Below are 22,101 nucleotides of genomic sequence, written 5' to 3'. Positions count from 1 at the left end.
GCACGGGCCGGACCGGCCGGGCGACCCGCACCACCAGGACGGTCGGTGCCACCAGGACGGCAGGCGCCGTCGGGGCTTCTGGAACCGTCAGGCCTCTCGGGACCGCGTGGACACATGGGATCGGTGGCGCCGGGAGGGAGGGCCGGTCCGCCAGGGAGCATGGCTCGGGCGGGACACATGGGCCGCGTGGGACACCCGGAACGTACCGAGCGCCGGGAGCTGTTGGACGGTGTACGGCGGTGGCTCGCCGAGAGCGGAGCCGAGCCCACACCCGCGCGCGTGGCACAGGCCCTGCGCGCCCAGGGACGAGTCCTCGGCGACGCGGAAGTGCTCGGGGCGGCACGGCAGTTGCGTTCCGAGCTGGTCGGCAGCGGACCACTCGAGCCGTTGCTCGCCGACCCGTCGGTCACCGACGTCCTGGTGTCCGCGCCCGACCGGGTCTGGGTCGACCGTGGCGGAGGCCTGGAGCTGACAGCTGTCTCCTTCCCGGACGCGGCGGCCGTACGACGCCTCGCGCAGCGTCTCGCGGCCGTGGCCGGGCGCAGGCTCGACGACGCGCGCCCCTGGGTCGACGCCCGGCTCCCGGACGGCACCCGGCTGCACGCGGTGCTGCCCCCGGTCGCCGTCGGTTCGACCTGTCTGTCGCTGCGCGTCGTACGGCCGCGCGCGTTCACGCTCGACGAACTGGTGGCCGCCGGGACGGTGCCGCCGGACGGGGACCGGGTGCTGCGGGCCCTGCTGGAGGCCCGGCTGTCCTTCCTGATCAGCGGGGGCACCGGCTCGGGCAAGACGACGCTGCTGAGCGCGCTGCTCGGGCTGGTCGGTCCGGGGGAGCGGATCGTGCTGGCCGAGGACTCGGCGGAGCTGCGGCCCGACCATCCCCATGTGGTCCGGCTGGAGGGCAGGCCCGCCAACCAGGAGGGCGCCGGGCTGGTCACGCTGCAGGACCTGGTCCGCCAGGCGCTGCGCATGAGACCGGACCGGCTGGTCGTGGGCGAGGTCCGCGGCCCGGAGGTCGTGTCGCTGCTGGCGGCGCTCAACACGGGCCACGAGGGCGGCTGCGGAACAGTGCACGCGAACGCGGCGGCGCAGGTACCGGCCCGCCTGGAGGCGCTGGGCACCGCTGCCGGGCTGGACAGGGCAGCTCTGCACAGCCAGTTGGCGGCGGCGCTGTCGGTGGTCCTGCACCTCGTGCGCGACCGGACGGGGCGGCGGCGCATCGCCGAGGTGCACGTCCTGGAGCGCGAGCCGTCGGGGCTGGTGGTGACGGTGCCCGCACTGCGCTGGGGCGCACGGGAGTTCGCGTTCGAGCCGGGTTGGGAGCGGCTGCGGGGGCTGCTCCACGACGGAGACGAAGGGAGCGGACCGTGCTGACGGGGACCGGCGGGATGTCGGCGGCGGCCATGGCCTGCGCCGGAACGGCCGCCTGGCTGATGAGCGACTGGGACGCGGCGGCCCGTAGAGCCCGGCTGCTGTGCGCGGGCGGCGTGCCGGCGGCCGGACCGTGGACGGGGGAGAAGGCGCGGGCGGGATGGCGGCGGCTGCGCGGGCGGGTGCGGCCCGAGGCGTGGTCGCTGGTGGCCGGGGCGGCCGTCGCGTTGCTAGGAGCCTCGGTCGTGCCGCTGCTCCTCGGCGCCGCCGGGATGCCGTTGCTGCGGAGGGTGCGACGGGCCGGGGAGGCGGACCGGGAGAGGGAGCGCCGGGGCGATGCGGTGATCGCCCTGTGCGGGGCTCTCGCCGGTGAGGTGCGGGCCGGACGGCAGCCGGGCGAGGCGCTGTTGAACGCCGCGCACGACTCGGGCGGCCTCGGCGGGGCGCGGCCGGCGGTGCTGGCGGCGGCGCGGTTCGGCGGGGACGTACCGGACGCGCTGACCGACGCGGCGCGGCAGCCGGGGGCCGAGGGGCTGGTGGGACTCGCCGCGTGCTGGCGGGTGGCCGTGGACCGGGGTGCGGGTCTCGCGGCGGGACTCGACCGCCTGGAAGGGGCGCTGCGCGCGGAGCGCGACCAACGGGCGGACCTGAGAGCGCAGCTGGCGGGATCGCGGTCGACGGCGGTGATGCTCGCGGGGCTCCCGGTCCTGGGGCTGCTGCTCGGCACGGCGCTGGGAGCGGATCCGCTGCGGGTGCTGCTGCACAGCGGACCGGGCCTGGGCTGCCTGCTGGTCGGCGGGGTGCTGGAAGGCGTGGGGCTGTGGTGGGCGCTGCGCATCGTGAAGGGGGCGGAGGCGGCATGAGCGCGGAGATCGTCCACAGGCTGGGGATGCTCGCGTACGGGGCGCTGGTGGTCGGGTGGCTGGTGCGAGAGTGCGGCCGGGCGCGGTACGAGCGGCGGCTGCGCGGCAGGCTGGCCGAGTTGCTGGACGTGCGGCGGGGGCCGGAGCGACGGCGCTTCGACGTCCGGGGAGCGGGGCGGCGGTGGCTGCCGCCGGCCGGTGCCGTGTGCGCGGGCTGGGTGCTGGTCGGAGGGCCGGCCGGGGTCGTGACGGGACTGGTCGCCGCGTTCGGGATCGTGCGGTGGCGCCGACGGCGCGGGCCGGCGCCCGAGGAGGAGTACGACAGGGCGCGGGCCGCCCGGCAGCTTCCGCTCGCCGCCGACCTGGTGGCGGCCTGCGTCGCGGCCGGTGCGGATCCCGTCGCCGCGGCTCGCGCGGTCGGCGAGGCCCTCGGCGGGCCCGTCGGTGAGCGGCTCGCCCGGGGTGCCGCGGAGGTGCGGCTCGGCGGCGAACCGGCGGACGCCTGGCGGCGGCTGGCGTCGATACCGGGAGCCGGAGGTCTGGCGCGGCTGCTGGAGCGGGCGGGGGAGTCGGGAGTCCCGGCGGCGGTGCCGGTCGCGCGACTCGCCACCGAGGCCCGCGCGGAACGGGGGCGGAGCGCGACGGCGCGCGCCCGCAGGGCGGCGGTCCTGGTCACCGTGCCCGTGGGGCTGTGCTTCCTGCCCGCGTTCCTCGCGATCGGTGTCCTGCCCGTGGTGATCGGGCTGGCGGACGGCGTGCTGGGAGGTGGTGGCGGATGACCGGCCCGACGACCGGCGACGGGCGGCGGGAGACGGCACGGGTCGAGTGACCGAGCGGCAGAGACGGCACGGGCCGAGGGGCCGGGTCGGGAGCAGTGATCAGTGATCAACAGAATCGAACCCACGGGGGTTGAGATGCGCAAGACGGTACGAGTTCGGGTGCGAGTGCGGGCATGGATGCGCGGGCTGGCGGCGCGGGGTGACGCGGGGATGGTCACCTCCGAGTACGCGGTGGGGGTCATCGCGGCCGTGGCCTTCGCCGCCGTGCTCTACAAGGTGGTGACGAGCGGCCAGGTCAGTGCGGAGCTCCAGGACATCGTGGGGCGGGCGCTCAATGGCCAGACGTGAGCCGGTGCCGGGAGGCGCGGTACGGTCCGGCGACCGCGGGTTCGTGACCGCCGAGGCCGCGGTGGTGCTGCCCTCGCTGGTACTCGTCGGGATGGCGCTGGTGTGGGCCCTGCTCGCCGCGTCCGCGCAGATCCAGTGCGTGGACGCGGCGAGGGCGGGCGCCCGTTCGGCGGCCCGCCAGGACCCGCCCGCCACGGTCCTGGAGACGGCCCGGCGCGCGGCACCCCGCGGTGCCAGGGTCACGGTGAGCCGGACGGGTGATCTGGTCCGGGTCACGGTCACGGCGAGCGCGCCGGGCCCCGGCGTCCTGGCCCTGGAACTGAGCGACGAGGCCGTGGCCCTGGCGGAGGAGACCGTGGGGGTGACCGGGGATGACCCGAAGCGGTAGCGCGCCTACCGTCCGCCTCCACCCCCACCGCCTACGGTTCTCCCGGCTTCCCCGGCTTCCCCGGCTTCCCCGGCTTCCCCGGCTTCCCCGGCTCTTCTGGCCTCCTCGGCGCCCTCGGGTCCTGCGGCTCCCGCCCGTTCTTCGGCGGTCCCTCGGCGCCCTCCCGCGCCCCCCGCGCTCCCCGCAGGCCGTCCCGGGCTCTCCGCGCGCCCTTCTCCGGGCCGTACGGGCCGCGGCCTGGGTGAGGAGGCGGACGGATGCCGCGGGCTCCTCCGACCGGGGGTCGGCGACCGTGTGGGCGGTCGGGGTGATCGCCGTGCTGTGTGCCGTCTTCGGGGCGGTCCTGGCCATGGGGCAGGTGGTCGTGGTGCGCCACCGCGCGGCGGGGGCGGCCGACCTGGCCGCGCTCGCGGCCGCGGACCACCGGGCGGACGGGAGCGCGGTGGCCTGCGCGGTGGCGGACCGGGTGGTCCGGGCCCAGCGCGCCCGGCTGGTCCGGTGCGCGGTGGAGGACGGGATCGCGGACGTCACGACCGTGTCCGGTGCGGGGCCCTTCGCCACCGAGATCAGGTCCAGAGCGGGGCCGCCCGCGCCCCTGGACCCGGCGGCTACTCAGGCGGGGCTCCCCGCAGCAGTTCGGTGAGCAGCCGGACGGCACCCCGTTTGTGCAACGGCTCGTTGCCGTTGCCGCACTTGGGGGACTGGATGCAGGACGGGCAGCCGGCCTCGCACTCGCAGGAGGAGATGGCCTCACGGGTGGCGGTGAGCCAGGAGCGGGCGGTGTGGAAGGCGCGTTCGGCGAAGCCCGCGCCGCCGGGATGGCCGTCGTAGACGAAGACCGTGGGCAGCAGGGTGTCGGGATGCAGGGGGACGGACACGCCGCCGATGTCCCAGCGGTCGCAGGTGGCGAAGAGCGGGAGCATGCCGATCGACGCGTGTTCGGCGGCGTGCAGGGCGCCGCCGAGGATCTCGGGGGTGATGCGGGCGGCGTCCAGCTGGTCCTCGGTGACGGTCCACCACACGGCGCGCGTGCGGAGCGTGCGCGGAGGGAGGTCGAGCTTCGACTCGCCCAGCACTTCCCCGGTGATGACCCGGCGGCGCAGGAAGGAGACGACCTGGTTGGTGACTTCGACGGAGCCGAAGCACAACCGGCCGTCGCCCCAGGGGATTTCGGTGTCCGTCTCCAGGACGGAGATGGCGGTCGTGTCGCGGGCGACCGTCGAGTACGGCGGGGCGGCCTCCTCGACCAGGGCGACGGAGTCCTCCAGGGCCAGGTGCTTCACCAGGTACGTACGGCCCTGGTGCAGGTGGACCGCGCCTTCGTGCACCGTCGTGTGCGCCGCTCCGGCGTCCACCGTGCCGAGCAGCCGCCCCGTTCCTGCCTCGACGATCTGCACCGGGCTGCCGCCCTCGCCGCGGATGTCGGTCAGGTCGGCGGCCCGCTCCCGGCGCGTCCAGTGCCAGGCCTTCGTGCGGCGGCGCAGCAGCTTCGCGGCCTCCAGCTGCGGCAGCAGATCCGCGGCGGCCGGGCCGAACAGCTCCAGGTCCTCGTCCGTGAGGGGGATCTCGGAGGCGGCGGCGCACAGGTGCGGGGCGAGGACGTACGGGTTGTCGGGGTCGAGGACCGTGGACTCCACCGGCCGGTCGAACAGCGCTTCGGGGTGGTGGACGAGGAACGTGTCCAGCGGGTCGTCACGGGCGACCAGGATCGCCAGCGCGCCCTGCCCCGACCGGCCGGCGCGGCCCGCCTGCTGCCACAGGGACGCCCGGGTGCCGGGGTAGCCCGAGATGACGACGGCGTCCAGCCCGGAGACGTCCACGCCGAGTTCGAGGGCGGTGGTGGCGGCGAGACCGAGGAGTTCCCCGGAGTGCAGGGCACGTTCGAGGGCCCGGCGTTCCTCAGGGAGATAACCGCCCCGGTACGCGGCCACGCGCCGGGCAAGCGAGGGGTCGATCTCGGCCAGTCGCTCCTGGGCGATCACCGCGATCAGTTCGGCGCCGCGCCGGGAGCGCACGAAGGCCACCGAACGTACGCCCTGGACGGTCAGGTCGGTGAGCAGGTCGGCGGTCTCGGCCGTGGCGGTGCGCCGGACGGGCGCGCCCTTCTCGCCGTGCAGTTCGGTGAGCGGGGGCTCCCAGAGGGCGAAGACCAGTTCGCCGCGGGGGGAGGCGTCGTCGGCGACCTCGACCACGGGGAGGCCGGTGAGGCGGCGGGCGGCGACGGAGGGTTCGGCGGCGGTCGCGGAGGCCAGCAGGAAGACGGGTGAGGAGCCGTAGCGGGCGCACAGGCGGCGCAGCCGGCGGATCACCTGGGCGACGTGGGAGCCGAACACGCCGCGGTAGGTGTGGCACTCGTCGATGACGACGTACTTCAGGGCGCGCAGGAAGGAGGACCAGCGGGGGTGGGAGGGCAATATCCCGCGGTGCAGCATGTCGGGGTTGGTCAGGACGTAGTTGGCGTACTGGCGGACCCACTCGCGTTCTTCGACGGGTGTGTCGCCGTCGTACACGGCCGGCCGGACGGCGTTGCCCAGCGATTGTGAAAGTTCCTTCACAGACCGCCGCTGATCGGCTGCGAGGGCCTTCGTGGGCGCCAGGTAGAGCGCGGTGGCCCCCCGGCCGTTCGGCGCCTCGGAGCCGTCCAGGAGGGCTGTGAGGACCGGTACGAGGTAGGCCAGGGACTTGCCGGAGGCCGTGCCGGTGGCGACGATCACGGATTCGCCGTCGAGGGCGTGCTCGGCGGCGAGTGCCTGGTGGGCCCAGGGATGGTCGATGCCCGCGGCCTGCACGGCGGCGACGACCTCCGAACGGATCCGGTCGGGCCATACGGCATGGCGACCCGCCCGCGGGGGCAAGTGCTCCGTATGAGTGATGCGCGAAGCCCGGCTCGGCCCCGAGGCGAGCCGGTCCAGGACAGTGCCCGGAGAAGGGCGCGAAGCGGTGTCCGCCGAGGTTCGATCGGATCGGTGATTCTTGGCCATCGGCATCGAGTGTGTCACTGGAGTGACGGACAATGGGCTCAAGGCGTCGTGCACGCCTGCCGGTAAGTGATTGAATGCCATCGCGGCTGGCGAACCGTCCCGGGGGCTCTGCCGAGGTGTCCCTTGGGATGACCGCTCGATAGCAAGGTGCTGGAGGATCCGTGGACCTGTCCCTGTCGACCCGTACCGTCGGCGATCGTACGGTCGTCGAGGTCGGTGGCGAAATCGATGTATATACCGCGCCCAAGCTGCGTGAGCAGCTGGTCGAGCTGGTGAACGACGGCAGTTTCCATCTTGTCGTCGACATGGAGGGCGTGGACTTCCTCGACTCCACCGGTCTCGGCGTCCTGGTGGGTGGCCTGAAGCGTGTGCGTGCCCATGAGGGCTCGCTGCGACTGGTCTGCAACCAGGAGCGCATTCTGAAGATCTTCCGCATCACCGGTCTCACCAAGGTGTTCCCCATCCACACCTCGGTCGAGGAAGCGGTAGCGGCCACCGACTGACCCCGTCACGGGGCGCCGCGGGATCGTGGCGCCCGGAACGGTAGAAGCAATGGACGGGGACCGGGCCTCGGCGGCCCGGCCCCCTGACAGCACGCCCGTAGGTGAGGGGGATGCATGGCCACCGTTGAACTCCGCTTCAGCGCGCTGCCCGAGCACGTCAGGACCGCCCGACTGGTGGCGGCAGCGGTGGCGCGCAGGGCCGGAGTGGACGAGGCCGTTCTCGACGAGGTCAGACTCGCCGTGGGCGAGGCCTGCAGCCGTGCCGTCGGACTGCACCAGAGCAGCGGCATCTCGGCGCCGGTGCGGGTGACGCTGATCGAGGAGGAGAAGCAGTTCTCCATCGAGGTCGGCGACGAGGCGCCGCGTTCGGCGCCCGGTGAGACGGTGCCCGGAGCATCTCGCGGCGATGCCGACACGGACGCCGAGGAGGACGAGATGGGCCTCGCGGTCATCAGCGGCCTCGTCGACGACGTGGAGGTCAGCGCCGGCGAGCACGGTGGACTGATCAGGATGAGCTGGCCGACCACGCCGCCGGTCACGCTCGTTCCCTGATGTCCCCCTCGTAGCAGGACACGCAACAAGACACATTCATCACCCGAAGGGCCCTGCCTCGCAGGGCCCTTTTTTCTGCGCCCGGGCAGGTGAGATGACTGCACGCGCCTTTCGTGAATTGGTTCACGATCAATCACGCGATTGGGTGATCAAGGGTCAACGCTTTTGGGGCATTACCTCTTTTGGGTTCTGTGGACACCCGTCGATCATTTGCTGACGGGGATGTGAAGGCGAATTCCGTTTACCGCGTACTGTTTTGATCAGGTTCCGGTACCTACAATCCGTCCACATCTTGAGCTCAGCCCAAGCGTCAAGGAGGACGAATGGCGGGGCTTTCTACCCCTCATCAGTTTGACCACCCCACAACCTTCGCAGCCGCAGTGCTGACCGACGACAACCGCCTGATCGTGATGGTCATCGGTGTCGTCGCGCTGGCGGCCCTCGCGGTCGCCGGGGTTCTGGTACGACAAGTGCTCGCGGCCGGCGAGGGCACCGACAGCATGAAGAAGATCGCGGCAGCGGTCCAGGAGGGCGCGAACGCGTATCTGGGGCGGCAGTTGCGCACTCTGGCGGTATTCGCCGCCGTGGTGTTCTTCCTGCTCATGCTGCTGCCCGCGGACGACTGGAATCAGCGTGCCGGAAGGTCGATCTTCTTCTTGATCGGCGCGGTGTTCTCGGCGACCACCGGATACATCGGCATGTGGCTCGCCGTGCGGAGCAATGTCCGTGTGGCCGCGGCGGCACGGGAAGCGACTCCGGCCGCGGGTGAACCCGAAAAGGATCTCACCGCGGTCTCGCACAAAGCCATGAAGATCGCATTCCGTACGGGCGGCGTCGTCGGCATGTTCACGGTGGGGCTCGGTCTGCTGGGCGCCTCCTGCGTGGTGCTGGTGTACGCGGCCGACGCGCCGAAGGTCCTGGAGGGATTCGGACTCGGCGCCGCGCTGATCGCGATGTTCATGCGTGTCGGCGGCGGCATCTTCACCAAGGCCGCCGACGTCGGCGCCGACCTGGTCGGCAAGGTCGAGCAGGGCATTCCGGAGGACGACCCGCGCAATGCCGCGACCATCGCCGACAACGTGGGCGACAACGTCGGAGACTGCGCCGGCATGGCCGCGGACCTCTTCGAGTCGTACGCCGTCACGCTCGTCGCCGCGCTGATCCTCGGCAAGGCGGCGTTCGGCGACTCCGGGCTCGCCTTCCCGCTGATCGTGCCCGCGATCGGCGTCCTCACGGCCATGATCGGCATCTTCGCGGTGGCTCCGCGCCGTTCCGACCGCAGCGGCATGTCCGCGATCAACCGCGGTTTCTTCGTCTCCGCGGTGATCTCGCTGGTGCTGGTCGCGGTGGCCGTCTTCGCCTACCTGCCGGGGAAGTACTCCGGGCTGGACGGCGTCACGGACGCGTCGATCGCGGGCAAGAGCGGCGACCCGCGGATGCTCGCGCTGGTGGCCGTCGCGATCGGCATCGTGATGGCCGCGCTGATCCAGCAGCTGACCGGCTACTTCACGGAGACCACCCGACGTCCCGTACGGGACATCGGCAAGAGCTCGCTCACCGGCGCGGCCACCGTGGTCCTCGCCGGCATCTCCATCGGTCTCGAATCGGCCGTCTACACCGCCCTGCTGATCGGCCTCGGTGTGTACGGGGCCTTCCTGCTCGGCGGCGCGTCCATCACGCTGGCGCTCTTCGCCGTGGCGCTCGCCGGGACCGGCCTGCTCACCACGGTCGGTGTCATCGTCGCGATGGACACCTTCGGACCGGTCTCCGACAACGCCCAGGGCATCGCGGAGATGTCCGGCGACGTCACGGGAGCGGGCGCGCAGGTGCTCACCGATCTGGACGCGGTGGGCAACACCACCAAGGCCATCACCAAGGGCATCGCGATCGCCACGGCCGTCCTCGCGGCCTCGGCGCTCTTCGGGTCCTACCGGGACGCGATCCTGTCGGCCGCGAACGACGTGGGCGAGAAGGTCTCCGGCCCCGGCGCGCCGCTGAACCTGATGATGGACATCTCGCAGCCCAACAACCTGGTCGGGCTGATCGCCGGCGCGGCGGTCGTGTTCCTCTTCTCGGGTCTCGCGATCAACGCCGTGTCGCGCTCCGCGGGGGCCGTGGTCTACGAGGTGCGGCGGCAGTTCCGCGAGCACCCCGGGATCATGGACTACACGGAGAAGCCCGAGTACGGGCGGGTCGTCGACATCTGCACCAAGGACGCCCTGCGGGAGCTGGCCACTCCGGGTCTGCTCGCGGTCCTCGCGCCCATCGCCATCGGGTTCACGCTCGGTGTCGGCGCGCTCGGCTCGTACCTCGCGGGCGCGATCGGGACCGGCACGCTGATGGCCGTCTTCCTCGCCAACTCCGGCGGCGCGTGGGACAACGCGAAGAAACTGGTGGAGGACGGTCACCACGGGGGCAAGGGCAGTGAGGCCCACGCCGCCACGGTGATCGGCGACACGGTCGGCGACCCCTTCAAGGACACCGCGGGACCCGCGATCAACCCGCTCCTGAAGGTGATGAACCTGGTGGCGCTGCTGATCGCACCGGCCGTCGTCAAGTTCTCGTACGGCGACGACAAGAACCTCGCCCTGCGCATTCTGATCGCGGTGCTCTCGCTGCTCGTGATCGTGGGCGCGGTGTACGTCTCCAAGCGGCGCGGGATCGCCGTGGGCGACGACGAGGACGCGGAACGGGTCGCCAAGTCGCCGGATGCGGCGGTGGTTTCGTAGTCCCTGGGTTCTCCATCCGGCCGGACATCGGCCAACGGGCGGGCGGGCGGCGCGTATTGAGGCGCCGCCCGCCCGCCCTGTGCGTTCACCGTCGTGCCGTGAGCCTTCTCTCGCTTGGTGCAAATGGCTTCAATAAGGGACCAATCGGACGCACGGCCCGCGGGTGTCGCCCGGATGGCGTGTATGTTCCGGGGCCGAGAGCCATGGAAGGGACCAATCCGGTGAACAAGAAGCTCACGGCCGCACTGTCCGGCGGTGCGGTACTGGTACTGGCGCTGTCGGGCTGCAGCAGCGACAACGGCAACGACGACAAGCTGAACTCCTGGGCCAAGCAGGTCTGCGACGCCGTACAGCCGCAGGCCAAGAAGATCGAGGCCGCCAACGCCGCGATCCAGAAGGAGACCTCGGACAACAGCGCGCCGGACGCCGTCCGGACCACGGACGCGCAGGCCTTCCAGGACATGTCGGACGCCTACAAGGCGATCGGTGCCGCCGTCGACGGTGCCGGGCCTCCCGATGTCACCGACGGCAAGCGGAAGCAGACGGACGCCGTGAAGGAACTCAACGGCATCTCCGCGTCCTACGCCGCACTCAAGAAGCAGGTCGACGGGCTCGACACCAAGGACCAGGCGAAGTTCGCGGACGGCCTCAAGGGCATCGCGACGCAGCTCGCCAAGCTGAGCCAGAGCGGCAACGACGCCCTGAAGAAGCTGGAGGAGGGTGACGTGGGCAAGGCGATGGCGAAGCAGGAGAGCTGCAAGACGTCGGCGTCGCCCTCGGCGGCCCAGGGCTGAGCCGCGGCCGGGCGAGCCGCCGCCCGCGCGGCTAGGGCCCGGTAGGCGCCCCGGACAGGCCCCGGTACGCAGCTGGAGCTGGGCCGGAGTGGCGCCCGACAGGTGTCCCGACGGGGACCCGGCACGCCCGCGTGCCGGGTCTCCGGCATGTCTGTCCACAGGCGTACGGCCGTTGTCCACAGGTATGCGTGCCGTCATCCACAGGAGTGCGTGCCGATCGGCGTGAACGGACACAATGGGGGATGTGAGTCACACCAGCCTGCCACCGTTGCCCTCGCCCGACCGCGTCGACGTCGCCGCCCGGCTGCGGGACGCCCTGCTCGGCGTCTCGTTCACCGCGGACGGGATGCTCGACCTGCTCGGCGCACCCGCCTACGCGGCGCTGGCGCGCAGCGAGACCGTGCCCGCACTCCGCGCGACCCGCGGGGACACACCGCTGGAGACGCTCGTCCGGCTGTTCCTGCTCCAGCAGCCCGTGCCGCACGCGCGCGTGGCGGACGTGCTCCCGGTCGAGGACTGCCTGGAGAGCGGCTGGCTGGCCCGGACGGGCGGGGACGAGGTCACCGCGACGGTGGACGTCCGGCCGTACGGGGGACCCGACGGCGAGGACTGGTTCATCGTGTCCGACCTCGGCTGCGCCGTCGGCGGCGCGGGCGGCATCGGAAGCCGTGAGGAGGGCGTCGTCCTCGGAGTGGGCGGCGCGTCCACGACCCTGGCCGGCATCACGGTCCGCGAGCCCGTCGCCGCCGCGCTCGATCTCGGCACCGGCTCCGGCATCCAGGCCCTGCACGCGGCTCAGCACGCCACGCGCGTGACCGCGACGGACCTCAACCCGCGCGCGCTGCACATCACCGCGCTCACCCTCGCGCTCTCCGGCGCCCCGGCGGCCGACCTGCGCGAGGGCTCGCTCTTCGAACCGCTCGCGCCCGACGAGACGTACGACCTGATCGTCTCCAACCCACCCTTCGTGATCTCGCCCGACGCCCGGCTCACCTACCGCGACGGCGGAATGGGCGGGGACGATCTGTGCCGCACGCTCGTTCAGCAGTCGGGTGACCGGCTGAACGAAGGGGGATACGCCCAGTTCCTGGCCAACTGGCAGCACGTGGAGGGTGAGGACTGGCAGGACCGGCTGCGCTCCTGGGTGCCGCGCGGGTGCGACGCGTGGATCGTGCAGCGCGAGGTCCAGGACATCACGCAGTACGCGGAGTTGTGGCTGCGTGACGCGGGCGACCACCGCGCCGACCCCGCCGAGTACCAGGCCCGGTACGACGCCTGGCTGGACGAGTTCGAGGCGCGCAAGGTCAAGGCGGTCGGCTTCGGGTGGATCACGCTGCGCAGGACGGCGGCCGCCGAGCCCTCGATCACGGTCGAGGAATGGCCGCACGCCGTCGAGCAGCCGCTCGGTGACACCGTGCGCGCGCACTTCGCCCGGGTCGACTTCCTGCGGGCCAGCGACGACGCGGCGCTGCTCGCCGGGCACTTCAGGCTCACCGCCGAGGTGGTCCAGGAACAGGTCGGGCTGCCCGGCGCCGAGGACCCGGAGCACGTGGTGCTGCGCCAGAACCGCGGGATGCGGCGGGCCACCAAGGTGGACACGGTGGGCGCGGGCTTCGCCGGTGTGTGCGACGGCACGCTGAGCGCCGGTCGGATCCTCGACGCCATCGCCCAACTGGTCGGCGAGGACCCGGTGCTGCTGCGCGACCGGACGCCGGGTCAGATCAGACTGCTGGTGGAACAGGGGTTCCTCGAACCCGCCGAGTGACACGGGCGCCTGCCGGCGGACCACGCGGGGGTCGGCTGTCGGCGCCTCGGGCTCCCGTCCGGCGGCCCTGGGCTTCCGTCCGGCGCCCCGGGCTTCCGTCCGGGTCCCCGGTCCCTCCGGGTCCGTTCCCCCATCCGGACCCCTCCGGGTCCCTTCCCCCGTCCGGACCCCTCCCGGTCTCCTCGTCCGTCCGGGCCCGTCGGCTCGCCCGGTCGCCCCTCCGGGGTCCGTCGGCGAGTCCGGGGTCCGGCGGGATGTGGATTTGGCCAACATCCGGCCGGTGCCGGCCGTTCCCGGTGATCCCCGCGCAGGTGCGCCGTCCACCGGCCCGGGAAGCACCGGAGGCGCTTCCCGAAGCGCGGCGGACCCGTCTCGGAGACGCGCGGGCCGGGCCCGGCCCGGACCGGGGACGACGAATTCGCCACACTCCCGGGCCCGGCGAGCCGCTCCGGCGGGGCGGGAATTCCCTGAGGGCGGCCGCGCGGGCCGCCGACCAGGCGGTGCGGGTCCGCCGATGGGGTGCCGTCCCCCCGGCGTTCACCACAGGTTCGCCCGGTCGCTTCCAGGACGTGCCAGCCTCCCGAACCTGGGACCCGGGGCGGAAGGCACAGCGATGGAAAGTGGACCGGCGATCTTCGTGGGGACGGCGTTCGCCCTGTTCGGAGGCGCTCTGCTGACATGGACGGTGGTGCGGCTGCGGCAGGGCGCGCCCATCGCCGCCGGTGTGAACCGCGTCGCATCGGCGACGCTCGCGAGCGTCGCCGGAGTGGGTGCGCTGGCACTCGGGATGTGGTGTTTCACGCGCGTGTGAGGGCGGGGCCTCCGGTAACCGGGGGATCACACTCCGGATGGGGCCGGAAGGGCGGCTGCGTACTCCGGGCGGCAGGAATGGCGGTAGTCGGGTTACCGTTCGAGTGGCCGTTGCGGGCTTTTCCCGTTTGACACGGGGGCGGGATGTACCGTCACACTCCGCAGCGTCAGCATGACCCGACCCCCGGGACCAAGGCCTGGGGAGACCCCCTGCGTCGACCGGAGAGAAGAGCGAAGTTGTCCCCGACCAGCGACACCGCACACGGCGGCCGCCGACTCGTCATCGTCGAGTCGCCTGCCAAGGCGAAGACGATCAAGGGCTATCTCGGCCCCGGCTATGTCGTCGAAGCGAGCGTCGGGCACATCCGCGACCTCCCCAACGGCGCCGCGGAGGTGCCGGAGGAGTACACCGGCGAGGTGCGCCGCCTCGGCGTGGACGTCGAGCACGACTTCCAGCCGATCTACGTGGTCAACGCTGACAAGAAAGCCCAGGTCAAGAAGCTCAAGGACCTGCTGAAGGACTCCGACGAACTCTTCCTCGCCACCGATGAGGACCGCGAGGGCGAGGCCATCGCGTGGCACCTCCTGGAGGTCCTGAAGCCCAAGGTCCCCGTCCACCGGATGGTCTTCCACGAGATCACCAAGGACGCGATCCGCAGCGCCGTCGCCAACCCGCGCGAGCTCAACCAGCGCATGGTGGACGCCCAGGAGACCCGCCGCATCCTCGACCGTCTCTACGGCTACGAGGTCTCGCCGGTCCTGTGGAAGAAGGTCATGCCGCGGCTGTCGGCGGGCCGTGTCCAGTCCGTGGCGACCCGCCTCGTCGTCGAGCGGGAGCGCGAGCGCATCGCCTTCCGTTCCGCCGAGTACTGGGACCTGACCGGCACCTTCGGCACCGGCCGCCGCGGCGACGCCTCCGACCCGTCCTCCCTGGTCGCCCGCCTCACGGCGGTCGACGGCAAGCGCGTCGCCCAGGGCCGCGACTTCGACTCGCTCGGCCAGATCAAGGGCGCGAACACACTCCACCTGGACGAGACGAACGCCCGCGCGCTCGCCGCCGCCCTGGAGAACACCGCCTTCTCGGTCCGCTCGGTCGAGTCCAAGCCGTACCGCCGTTCGCCGTACGCGCCGTTCCGTACGACCACCCTCCAGCAGGAGGCCTCGCGCAAGCTCGGCTTCGGCGCGAAGGCCACCATGCAGGTGGCCCAGAAGCTGTACGAGAACGGCTTCATCACGTACATGCGTACGGACTCCACGACCCTCTCGGACACGGCGATCACCGCCGCTCGTACCCAGGTCACGCAGCTGTACGGTGCCGACTACCTGCCGGCCCAGCCGCGCACGTACGCCGGAAAGGTCAAGAACGCGCAGGAGGCGCACGAGGCGATCCGCCCCTCGGGTGATCGTTTCCGCACCCCCGCCGAGACGGGTCTGACCGGCGACCAGTTCAAGCTGTACGAGCTGATCTGGAAGCGGACCGTCGCCTCCCAGATGAAGGACGCGGTCGGCAACTCCGTCACCGTGAAGATCGCCGGCAGGGCCGCCGACGGCCGGGACGCCGAGTTCAGCGCGTCCGGCAAGACGATCACCTTCCACGGCTTCCTGAAGGCCTACGTCGAGGGCGCGGACGACCCGAACGCCGAGCTCGACGACCGCGAGCGCCGTCTCCCCCAGGTCGGCGAGGGCGACCCGCTGTCCGCCGAGGAGATCACGGTCGACGGGCACTCCACCAAGCCGCCCGCCCGCTACACCGAGGCGTCGCTGGTCAAGGAGCTCGAAGAGCGCGAGATCGGCCGTCCGTCGACGTACGCGTCGATCATCGGCACGATCCTCGACCGCGGCTACGTCTTCAAGAAGGGCACGGCCCTGGTGCCGTCCTTCCTGAGCTTCGCCGTCGTCAACCTCCTGGAGAAGCACTTCGGGCGGCTCGTCGACTACGACTTCACCGCCAAGATGGAGGACGACCTCGACCGCATCGCGCGCGGCGAGGCGCGCGCCGTGCCGTGGCTCAGGCGCTTCTACTTCGGCGAGGGCGAGGCGACGGGTGCCGCCGAGGCCGGCAACGGCGACGGTGACCACCTGGGCGGCCTCAAGGAGCTCGTCACCGACCTGGGCGCCATCGACGCCCGCGAGGTGTCGTCCTTCCCCGTCGGCAGCGACATCGTGCTCCGCGTGGGCCGCTACGGCCCGTACGTCGAGCGCGGCGAGAAGGACGCCGAGAACCACCAGCGCGCGGACGTGCCCGAGGACCTGGCCCCGGACGAACTCTCCGTCGAGCTGGCGGAGGAGCTGCTCGCCAAGCCGAGCGGCGACTTCGAACTCGGCGCCGACCCGGAGTCGGGCCGCCAGATCATCGCGCGGGACGGCCGCTACGGCCCGTACGTCACGGAGGTGCTCCCCGAGGGCACCCCGAAGACGGGCAAGAACGCCGTCAAGCCGCGCACCGCGTCCCTCTTCAAGTCCATGTCGCTGGACACGGTGACCCTCCAGGACGCCCTCAAACTGATGTCCCTGCCGCGCGTCGTCGGCAAGGACGCCGAGGGCGTGGAGATCACCGCACAGAACGGGCGCTACGGGCCGTACCTGAAGAAGGGCACGGACTCCCGCTCCCTGCAGACCGAGGACCAGCTCTTCACCATCACGCTCGAAGAGGCGCTGGAGATCTACTCCCAGCCCAAGCAGCGGGGCCGCGCGGCCGCCAAGCCGCCGCTGAAGGAGCTGGGCGAGGACCCGGTCAGCGCGAAGCCCGTCGTCGTCAAGGACGGCCGCTTCGGCCCGTACGTGACCGACGGCGAGACCAACGCGACCCTGCGGTCCGGCGACAGCGTCGAGGACATCACCCCGGAGCGCGGCTTCGAGCTGCTCGCCGAGAAGCGCGCCAAGGCCCCCGCCAAGAAGACCGCGAAGAAGGCCGCCGCCAAGAAGACGCCGGCCAAGAAGGCCCCTGCCAAGAAGGCGGCCGCGAAGAAGACGACGACGTCGAAGACGGCCGCCAAGAAGGCGCCCGCCAAGAAGACGGCGGCGAAGAAGACGGCGGCTTCCGAGAGCTGAGACCGGGCCGGCGCCGCCCGGCACATGTGGACGCCCCCGTACCTTCCGGTGTGGGGGCGTCCACATGTTCGGGCACCCCTCCGGACAGTCAGTGGATCCCGATAGGCTTGCAGAATGACGCGAGCCGAGCAGCCTACGGCCCACACTCCGACCCCCGACGACGCCCTGGTCGCGGATTCGCGCGAGCGCGCCGTGCGCGCGCTGCTGCGCCAGCCGCAGCTGAAACGCCTCTGGGGTGCCCACCTCGTCGGGAGCGTCGCCGACGCCCTGGCCCTGCTCGTCCTGGTCGTGCTCGTCCTCCAGGCTGCGGTCGCCGAGGGCTCCTTCGGCGGCGGTTACCGCGGTGTCGCCCTCGCCGTGTCCGCGGTCTTCGCGGCGCGCGTGCTGGCGACGCTGCTCTTCGGAGCGGTCCTGCTGGGCCCGCTCACCTCGCTGACGTCGAAGGACGGCCCGCTCGACCGGCGCTGGACCATGGTCGGCGCCGACGGGCTGCGCGCCCTGCTGCTGATCGTGGCACCCCTGTGGATCGACTGGACACCGGACGACGCCCTCGCCGTCCTCCTGGTCGTCGCGTTCGTGACCGGGGTCGCCGAGCGCTTCTGGACGGTCAGCCGGGAGGGCGCGGCCCCCGCCCTGCTGCCCGCGCCGCCCCTGGAGGGCGCCACCGTGCGCCCGCTGCCGGACCACATGGACGCGCTGCGGCGCCTCTCCCTGCGCACCGGGTTCGTGGCCGTGCCGCTGGCGGCGGCCACGCTCGTCGCGGTGTCCCTCGTCAACAACCTGCTGGGCTCCGGGATCGCCTGGTTCGACCAGCACCAGGCCGCCCTCGCCTCGTACGTCGCCGCCGGGCTGTTCGCCGCCTCGCTCTCCGTGCTCACGTTCCTCGAACTGCCCGGCACCCGCACTCCTCGGGCCCGCTCGCCCCTGGAGGGCCTGCGCCGCCCGAAGACGGGCACGGACGTCGACAAGGGCCGCACCGGCGTGATCCCGCTCCTGGTGCTCGCCTGCTCGGCCGTCGCCGCGGCGATCGCGGCCGCCGTCGCCGTCTCCGTGCTCCAGGCCAAGGACCTGGGCGGCGGACCGGTCATGTACGGGCTGCTGGTACTGGCGCTCACCGGCGGTGTCGTCATCGGCATCCGAACCGCCCCGAAGGTGCTGCCGTCGCTGTCCCGCCGCCGGCTGCTCTCCCTCGCGATCGCCTTCACCGGTATCGCCCTGCTGGCCGCCGGACTGGTCCCGGACGTGACCACCGTGCTGCTGATCGTCGGCCTCGCCGGCGTCGGCGCGGGCGTCGCCGCGAACACCGGTCACGCGCTGCTCGACCTGGAGACCGAGGAGTACCGGCGGTCCCGCACCACCGAACACCTGAACGCGGTCGTACGGGTCTCGGTGGCGCTCGGCGCGCTGCTGGCACCCCTGGTGGCCGCGGCGATCGGACCGCACCGCCTGGAGAACGGCAAGTTCGTGTTCGCGCACGGCGGCGCCGCCTTCACCCTGATGCTCGTCGGCGCTCTGCTGCTGCCCGTCGCCGCCCTGGTGCTCGCCAAGGTCGACGACCGCTCGGGCGTGCCGCTGCGCCACGACCTGCTGGACGCGCTGCGCGGCGGCGACGACCCGCTGCCGACGACCGCCGCGAACGGGTTCTTCATCGCCCTGGAGGGCGGCGACGGAGCCGGGAAGTCGACCCAGGCCGAGGCGCTCGCCGAGTGGATCCGGGCCAAGGGACACGAGGTCGTGGTGACCCGCGAGCCCGGTGCCACGCCGGTCGGCAAGCGGCTGCGGTCGATCCTGCTGGACGTGTCGTCGGCGGGGCTGTCGCACCGCGCGGAGGCGCTGCTGTACGCCGCCGACCGCGCGGAGCACGTGGACACGGTGGTGCGGCCCGCGCTGGAACGCGGTGCCGTCGTCGTCTCCGACCGCTACATCGACTCCTCCGTCGCCTACCAGGGCGCCGGCCGCGACCTGTCGCCGACGGAGGTCGCCCGCATCAACCGGTGGGCGACCGACGGCCTGGTGCCGCACCTGACGGTGCTGCTCGACGTCTCCCCGGAGGCGGCACGCGAGCGGTTCACGGAGGCGCCGGACCGGCTGGAGTCGGAGCCCGTCGAGTTCCACACGCGCGTGCGGTCCGGATTCCTGACGCTGGCCGCCGCCGACCCCGGCCGCTACCTGGTCGTCGACGCCGCGCAGGAGCCCGAGGCGGTCACCACCGTCGTCCGGCACCGGCTCGACGTGATGCTGCCGCTCTCCGAGGCCGAGGTGAAGGCCCAGGAGGAGGCGCGCAAGGCGGCCGAGGAGGAGGCCCGGCGCAAGGCCGAGGAAGAGGCCGCCCGCAAGGCCGAGGAGGAGCGCCAGGAGCGCGAGCGTCAGGAACAGCTCGCCCGGCTGCGCGCGGAGGAAGAGGAACGCAAGCAGCGCGAGCTGGAGGAGGCCCAGCGCCGCGAGGCGGAGCGGCAGGCGGAGGAGGCCCAGCGGCGTGCCGAGGACGCCCGCCGCCGGGCCGAGGAGGAGCGGGCCCGCCTGCTGGCCCGGGAGAAGGTCAGGGCCGCCGAGCAGGAACGGCTGCGCAAGCAGGCCGAGGAGGAGGCCCGGCTGCGCGCCGAGGCGGAGGCCCGGCGGGTGGAGAAGCAGCGCAAGGCCGAGGAGGCGCTGATGCGCGCCGAGCGGGCACGGCGCGCGGCGGCGGAGACGGCGGCCGCTTCGGCGGCGGCCGCGGCCGCCGTGAGCGCCGCCGCGACCTCGCCGTCGACCGGGACTTCGCCGTCCTCCGGGGCCTCCGCGACCCCGGCCGCGTCCGACTCCGGTCCGGCGCGGGCTTCGGCCCCCGCCGCGAACCCGGCCGGTACGGGCACCGGTGCTCGTACGGCCGGCGCGGGCGCCGGTGCCCGCGCGGAGTCCGACAACGAGACGACCGTGCCGACGCCGGTCGTCACTCCTCCGGAGACACCGGGCGGCGCGGTCGACGACACGGCGAAGCTGCCACCGGTACGGGACAGGGACGGTCGCGGCGGTGCGCGGTCCGATTCCGAGGAGACGGCCAAGCTGCCGAAGCCGCCCGTCCCGGAGGGCTCCACGGAGCGGACGGCGGTGCTCCCGGCGGTCGGGGGCGCGGTGGACGAGACGGCCGTCCTGCCGCCGGTGCCCCCCCACGCCGCCGACGAGACGGCGGTACTTCGTCCGGTGCGCGACGGCGACTCCGAGGACGCCAGGGGCAGGAACCGGGACCGGGTCGACGGCGCCGGGGGCGGGGACGCGGCGGGCCGGGTGCCCCCGGGGTACTTCCGGGACGAACGGCCGGCGGCACGGCGTTCCGACGACACGGTGGACCGCACCCGCGAGCTGCCCCAGGTCGACGCCTCGGGCACGCCCCGGCGCCGCCCCCGGCCCGACTGGGCCGAGGAGACCCCCCTCGACGACCTGCCCACCCTCGCGGACGAGCTGCTGGGCCCGCGGGACGACGACGAGGCGGACGACGGGCACGACGACGGGCACGACGGACGTGGAGGACGGCGCCGCTGACGCCGGGGTGGTCGCCCTGGTGTCCGTGACCGTCGCCGCGGTGGCGGTGCCGTCGAGAGGCGTGGCCCGGGCGGCCGGCTGACCGGACGTGAGGGTGCCGACCTCGTCGTGCGCTCTCCGCCTCGCCGTACGCTCCCCGGCTTGCGGCCGTCATCCTGCGGGCCTGCGGGGCGGGGTTCTCCTCGGCGGCCCCGGACCGGACCGGCTCAGCTCGGCTCCCGCGTGCCGCTGACGTCGGGTCGGTCGCCCGTGGGTCCTGGGGCCTTGGGGCGTTGGGTCCGTGGGTCCTGGCTGTCAGTGGTGACCCGCACAATGGACGCGGGAAGGCAGAGCGCGACGAAAGGGCGGTGCCCCGTGCCCGTATGGGACGACCTGGTGGGCCAGGACAAGGTGAGCGAGCAGCTCGCCGCCGCCGCGCGGGACGCCGACGCCCAGGTCACGGCCGTCGCCGGGGCCACCGCGCCCCCCGAGGCGTCCAGCATGACTCACGCCTGGCTGTTCACCGGCCCGCCCGGCTCGGGCCGTTCCACCGCGGCGCGTGCCTTCGCCGCGGCGCTCCAGTGCGTGAGCCCCGACCGCGCGCTGGGCGGAGTCCCCGGCTGCGGTTTCTGCGACGGCTGCCACACCAGCCTGGTCGGCACCCACTCGGACGTGCAGATCGTCCGCACCGACCTCCTCTCCATCGGTGTGAAGGAGACCCGGGATCTGGTCCGCCGCGCCCAGATGTCGCCCGCCGTCGGGCGCTGGCAGGTCATCGTCCTGGAGGACGCGGACCGTCTGACGGAGGGCGCGGGCAACGTGCTGCTGAAGGCCGTCGAGGAGCCCGCTCCGCGCACGGTATGGCTGCTGTGCGCACCCTCCATCGAGGACGTCCTGCCCACCATCCGCTCCCGCTGCCGCCTGCTGACGCTGCGCACACCACCGGTGGAAGCGGTCGCCGACCTCCTCGTACGGCGTGACGGCATCGACCCCGAGGTCGCCGCGGCCGCCGCCGGCGCGACCCAGGGGCACATCGGGCGGGCCCGGCGTCTCGCCACGGATCCCCGCGCTCGTGAGCGCCGGGCCGCCGTCCTCAGGCTCCCGCTCCGGGTCGACGACGTCGGTGGTTGCCTCAGGGCGGCCCAAGAACTGGTCGACACGGCCTCGGAGGACGCGAAACAGCTCGCCGAGGAGGTCGACGTGAAGGAGACCGAGGAGCTGAAGGCCGCCCTCGGCGCGGTCCAGGGCGGACGCATGCCGCGCGGCACCGCGGGCGTCATGAAGGACCTGGAGGACCGGCAGAAGCGCCGCAGGACGCGTACCCAGCGCGACAGCCTGGACCTCGCGCTCATCGACCTCACGGGTTTCTACCGTGACGTCCTCGCCCTCCAGCTCGGCTCCCGCCTGGCCCTCGCCAACGCGGACTCCGCGGACGCGCTGGAGAGACTGGCCCGCGGCAGCTCGCCGGAGGCCACCCTGCGCCGGATCGACGCCATCGCCGCGTGCCGTGAGGCCCTCGACCGCAACGTGGCCCCGCTGCTGGCGGTGGAGGCGATGACCATGGCGCTGCGCGCGGGCTGAGGGGCGGCGGACGAGCGGATGCGTGGCCGGGCGCGCCCGGAAACGCGGCGGAGCCCGGGCGGCACCTGAGGTTGACGATGTCACTCGT

The 22,101-nt window shown here is 73.0% G+C and carries 16 protein-coding genes; 15 read left to right on the top strand and 1 reads right to left on the bottom strand.

The annotated features are described in order from the left end of the window. The first annotated feature begins 177 nt into the window (after positions 1-177). The 6 genes from OG776_RS20125 to OG776_RS20100 all read left to right on the top strand — a co-directional run bounded on the left by OG776_RS20125 (position 178) and on the right by OG776_RS20100 (position 4,392). A complete protein-coding gene (locus OG776_RS20125) occupies positions 178-1,374 on the top strand; it encodes a TadA family conjugal transfer-associated ATPase (RefSeq protein WP_148012442.1) in 1,197 nt (398 codons plus the stop codon). Beyond that, positions 1,368-2,234 (top strand): type II secretion system F family protein, encoded by an 867-nt coding sequence (locus OG776_RS20120; RefSeq protein ID WP_443077275.1) that lies wholly within the window; start codon positions 1,368-1,370, stop codon positions 2,232-2,234. Before OG776_RS20125 ends, OG776_RS20120 begins: the two co-directional genes overlap by 7 nt. Then, positions 2,231-3,013: a type II secretion system F family protein gene (locus OG776_RS20115; RefSeq protein WP_329321991.1), complete on the top strand. Its 783-nt coding sequence runs from the start codon at positions 2,231-2,233 to the stop codon at positions 3,011-3,013. Before OG776_RS20120 ends, OG776_RS20115 begins: the two co-directional genes overlap by 4 nt. A gap of 135 nt (positions 3,014-3,148) precedes the next feature. Next, positions 3,149-3,361: a DUF4244 domain-containing protein gene (locus OG776_RS20110; RefSeq protein ID WP_148012345.1), complete on the top strand. Its 213-nt coding sequence runs from the start codon at positions 3,149-3,151 to the stop codon at positions 3,359-3,361. Beyond that, complete coding sequence (locus OG776_RS20105) at positions 3,348-3,749, top strand: TadE family type IV pilus minor pilin (RefSeq protein ID WP_148012344.1); 402 nt, start codon at positions 3,348-3,350, stop codon at positions 3,747-3,749. The genes OG776_RS20110 and OG776_RS20105 overlap by 14 nt, the downstream gene beginning before the upstream one ends. A 241-nt stretch (positions 3,750-3,990) precedes the next feature. Next, a complete protein-coding gene (locus OG776_RS20100; protein WP_148012343.1) occupies positions 3,991-4,392 on the top strand; it encodes an Rv3654c family TadE-like protein in 402 nt (133 codons plus the stop codon). On the opposite strand, the gene OG776_RS20095 is transcribed toward OG776_RS20100, so the two are convergent. After that, positions 4,358-6,811, bottom strand: a complete 2,454-nt coding sequence (locus OG776_RS20095; protein WP_329321988.1) for a DEAD/DEAH box helicase — start codon at positions 6,809-6,811, stop codon at positions 4,358-4,360. The genes OG776_RS20100 and OG776_RS20095 overlap by 35 nt on opposite strands. Positions 6,812-6,891: 80 nt before the next feature. On the opposite strand from OG776_RS20095, the gene bldG reads away from it, so the two are divergent. From bldG to OG776_RS20050, 9 genes are all read left to right on the top strand, one after another. Next, positions 6,892-7,233, top strand: coding sequence for an anti-sigma factor antagonist BldG (gene bldG / locus OG776_RS20090; RefSeq protein ID WP_003975386.1), 342 nt, complete (start codon positions 6,892-6,894; stop codon positions 7,231-7,233). Between the two features lie 114 nt (positions 7,234-7,347). Continuing rightward, complete coding sequence (locus OG776_RS20085; protein ID WP_329321986.1) at positions 7,348-7,785, top strand: ATP-binding protein; 438 nt, start codon at positions 7,348-7,350, stop codon at positions 7,783-7,785. A gap of 323 nt (positions 7,786-8,108) precedes the next feature. Further along, complete coding sequence (locus tag OG776_RS20080; RefSeq protein ID WP_148012340.1) at positions 8,109-10,514, top strand: sodium-translocating pyrophosphatase; 2,406 nt, start codon at positions 8,109-8,111, stop codon at positions 10,512-10,514. A 203-nt stretch (positions 10,515-10,717) separates the two neighbouring features. Continuing rightward, entirely contained in the window at positions 10,718-11,308 is a 591-nt protein-coding gene (locus OG776_RS20075) for an oligoendopeptidase F family protein (RefSeq protein WP_148012339.1), read from the top strand. 235 nt (positions 11,309-11,543) lie between these two features. Then, positions 11,544-13,073 (top strand): DUF7059 domain-containing protein, encoded by a 1,530-nt coding sequence (locus OG776_RS20070; RefSeq protein WP_187285874.1) that lies wholly within the window; start codon positions 11,544-11,546, stop codon positions 13,071-13,073. 613 nt (positions 13,074-13,686) lie between these two features. Then, positions 13,687-13,884 (top strand): hypothetical protein, encoded by a 198-nt coding sequence (locus OG776_RS20065; RefSeq protein WP_148012337.1) that lies wholly within the window; start codon positions 13,687-13,689, stop codon positions 13,882-13,884. A gap of 236 nt (positions 13,885-14,120) precedes the next feature. Next, complete coding sequence (topA, locus tag OG776_RS20060; protein WP_148012336.1) at positions 14,121-16,934, top strand: type I DNA topoisomerase; 2,814 nt, start codon at positions 14,121-14,123, stop codon at positions 16,932-16,934. Positions 16,935-17,048: 114 nt separating this feature from the next. Next, positions 17,049-20,453 (top strand): dTMP kinase, encoded by a 3,405-nt coding sequence (tmk, locus tag OG776_RS20055; protein WP_329321982.1) that lies wholly within the window; start codon positions 17,049-17,051, stop codon positions 20,451-20,453. Positions 20,454-20,807: 354 nt separating this feature from the next. Beyond that, positions 20,808-22,013 (top strand): DNA polymerase III subunit delta', encoded by a 1,206-nt coding sequence (locus OG776_RS20050; RefSeq protein ID WP_148012334.1) that lies wholly within the window; start codon positions 20,808-20,810, stop codon positions 22,011-22,013. Positions 22,014-22,101: the final 88 nt, after the last annotated feature.

Origin of the sequence: Streptomyces sp. NBC_01689, from assembly GCF_036250675.1 — a bacterium.
Classification (GTDB): Bacteria; Actinomycetota; Actinomycetes; order Streptomycetales; family Streptomycetaceae; genus Streptomyces.
This window is presented reverse-complemented; position numbering and strand designations above follow the sequence as displayed.

Coding starts and splice junctions, on each gene's coding strand:
- OG776_RS20125 (WP_148012442.1), top strand. CDS start 178: ATGGGCCGCGTGGGACACCCGGAACGTACCGAGCGCCGGGAGCTGTTG.
- OG776_RS20115 (WP_329321991.1), top strand. CDS start 2,231: ATGAGCGCGGAGATCGTCCACAGGCTGGGGATGCTCGCGTACGGGGCG.
- OG776_RS20110 (WP_148012345.1), top strand. CDS start 3,149: ATGCGCAAGACGGTACGAGTTCGGGTGCGAGTGCGGGCATGGATGCGC.
- OG776_RS20105 (WP_148012344.1), top strand. CDS start 3,348: ATGGCCAGACGTGAGCCGGTGCCGGGAGGCGCGGTACGGTCCGGCGAC.
- OG776_RS20095 (WP_329321988.1), bottom strand. CDS start 6,811: ATGGCATTCAATCACTTACCGGCAGGCGTGCACGACGCCTTGAGCCCA.
- OG776_RS20085 (WP_329321986.1), top strand. CDS start 7,348: ATGGCCACCGTTGAACTCCGCTTCAGCGCGCTGCCCGAGCACGTCAGG.
- OG776_RS20080 (WP_148012340.1), top strand. CDS start 8,109: ATGGCGGGGCTTTCTACCCCTCATCAGTTTGACCACCCCACAACCTTC.
- OG776_RS20075 (WP_148012339.1), top strand. CDS start 10,718: ATGGAAGGGACCAATCCGGTGAACAAGAAGCTCACGGCCGCACTGTCC.
- OG776_RS20070 (WP_187285874.1), top strand. CDS start 11,544: ATGGGGGATGTGAGTCACACCAGCCTGCCACCGTTGCCCTCGCCCGAC.
- OG776_RS20065 (WP_148012337.1), top strand. CDS start 13,687: ATGGAAAGTGGACCGGCGATCTTCGTGGGGACGGCGTTCGCCCTGTTC.
- tmk (WP_329321982.1), top strand. CDS start 17,049: ATGACGCGAGCCGAGCAGCCTACGGCCCACACTCCGACCCCCGACGAC.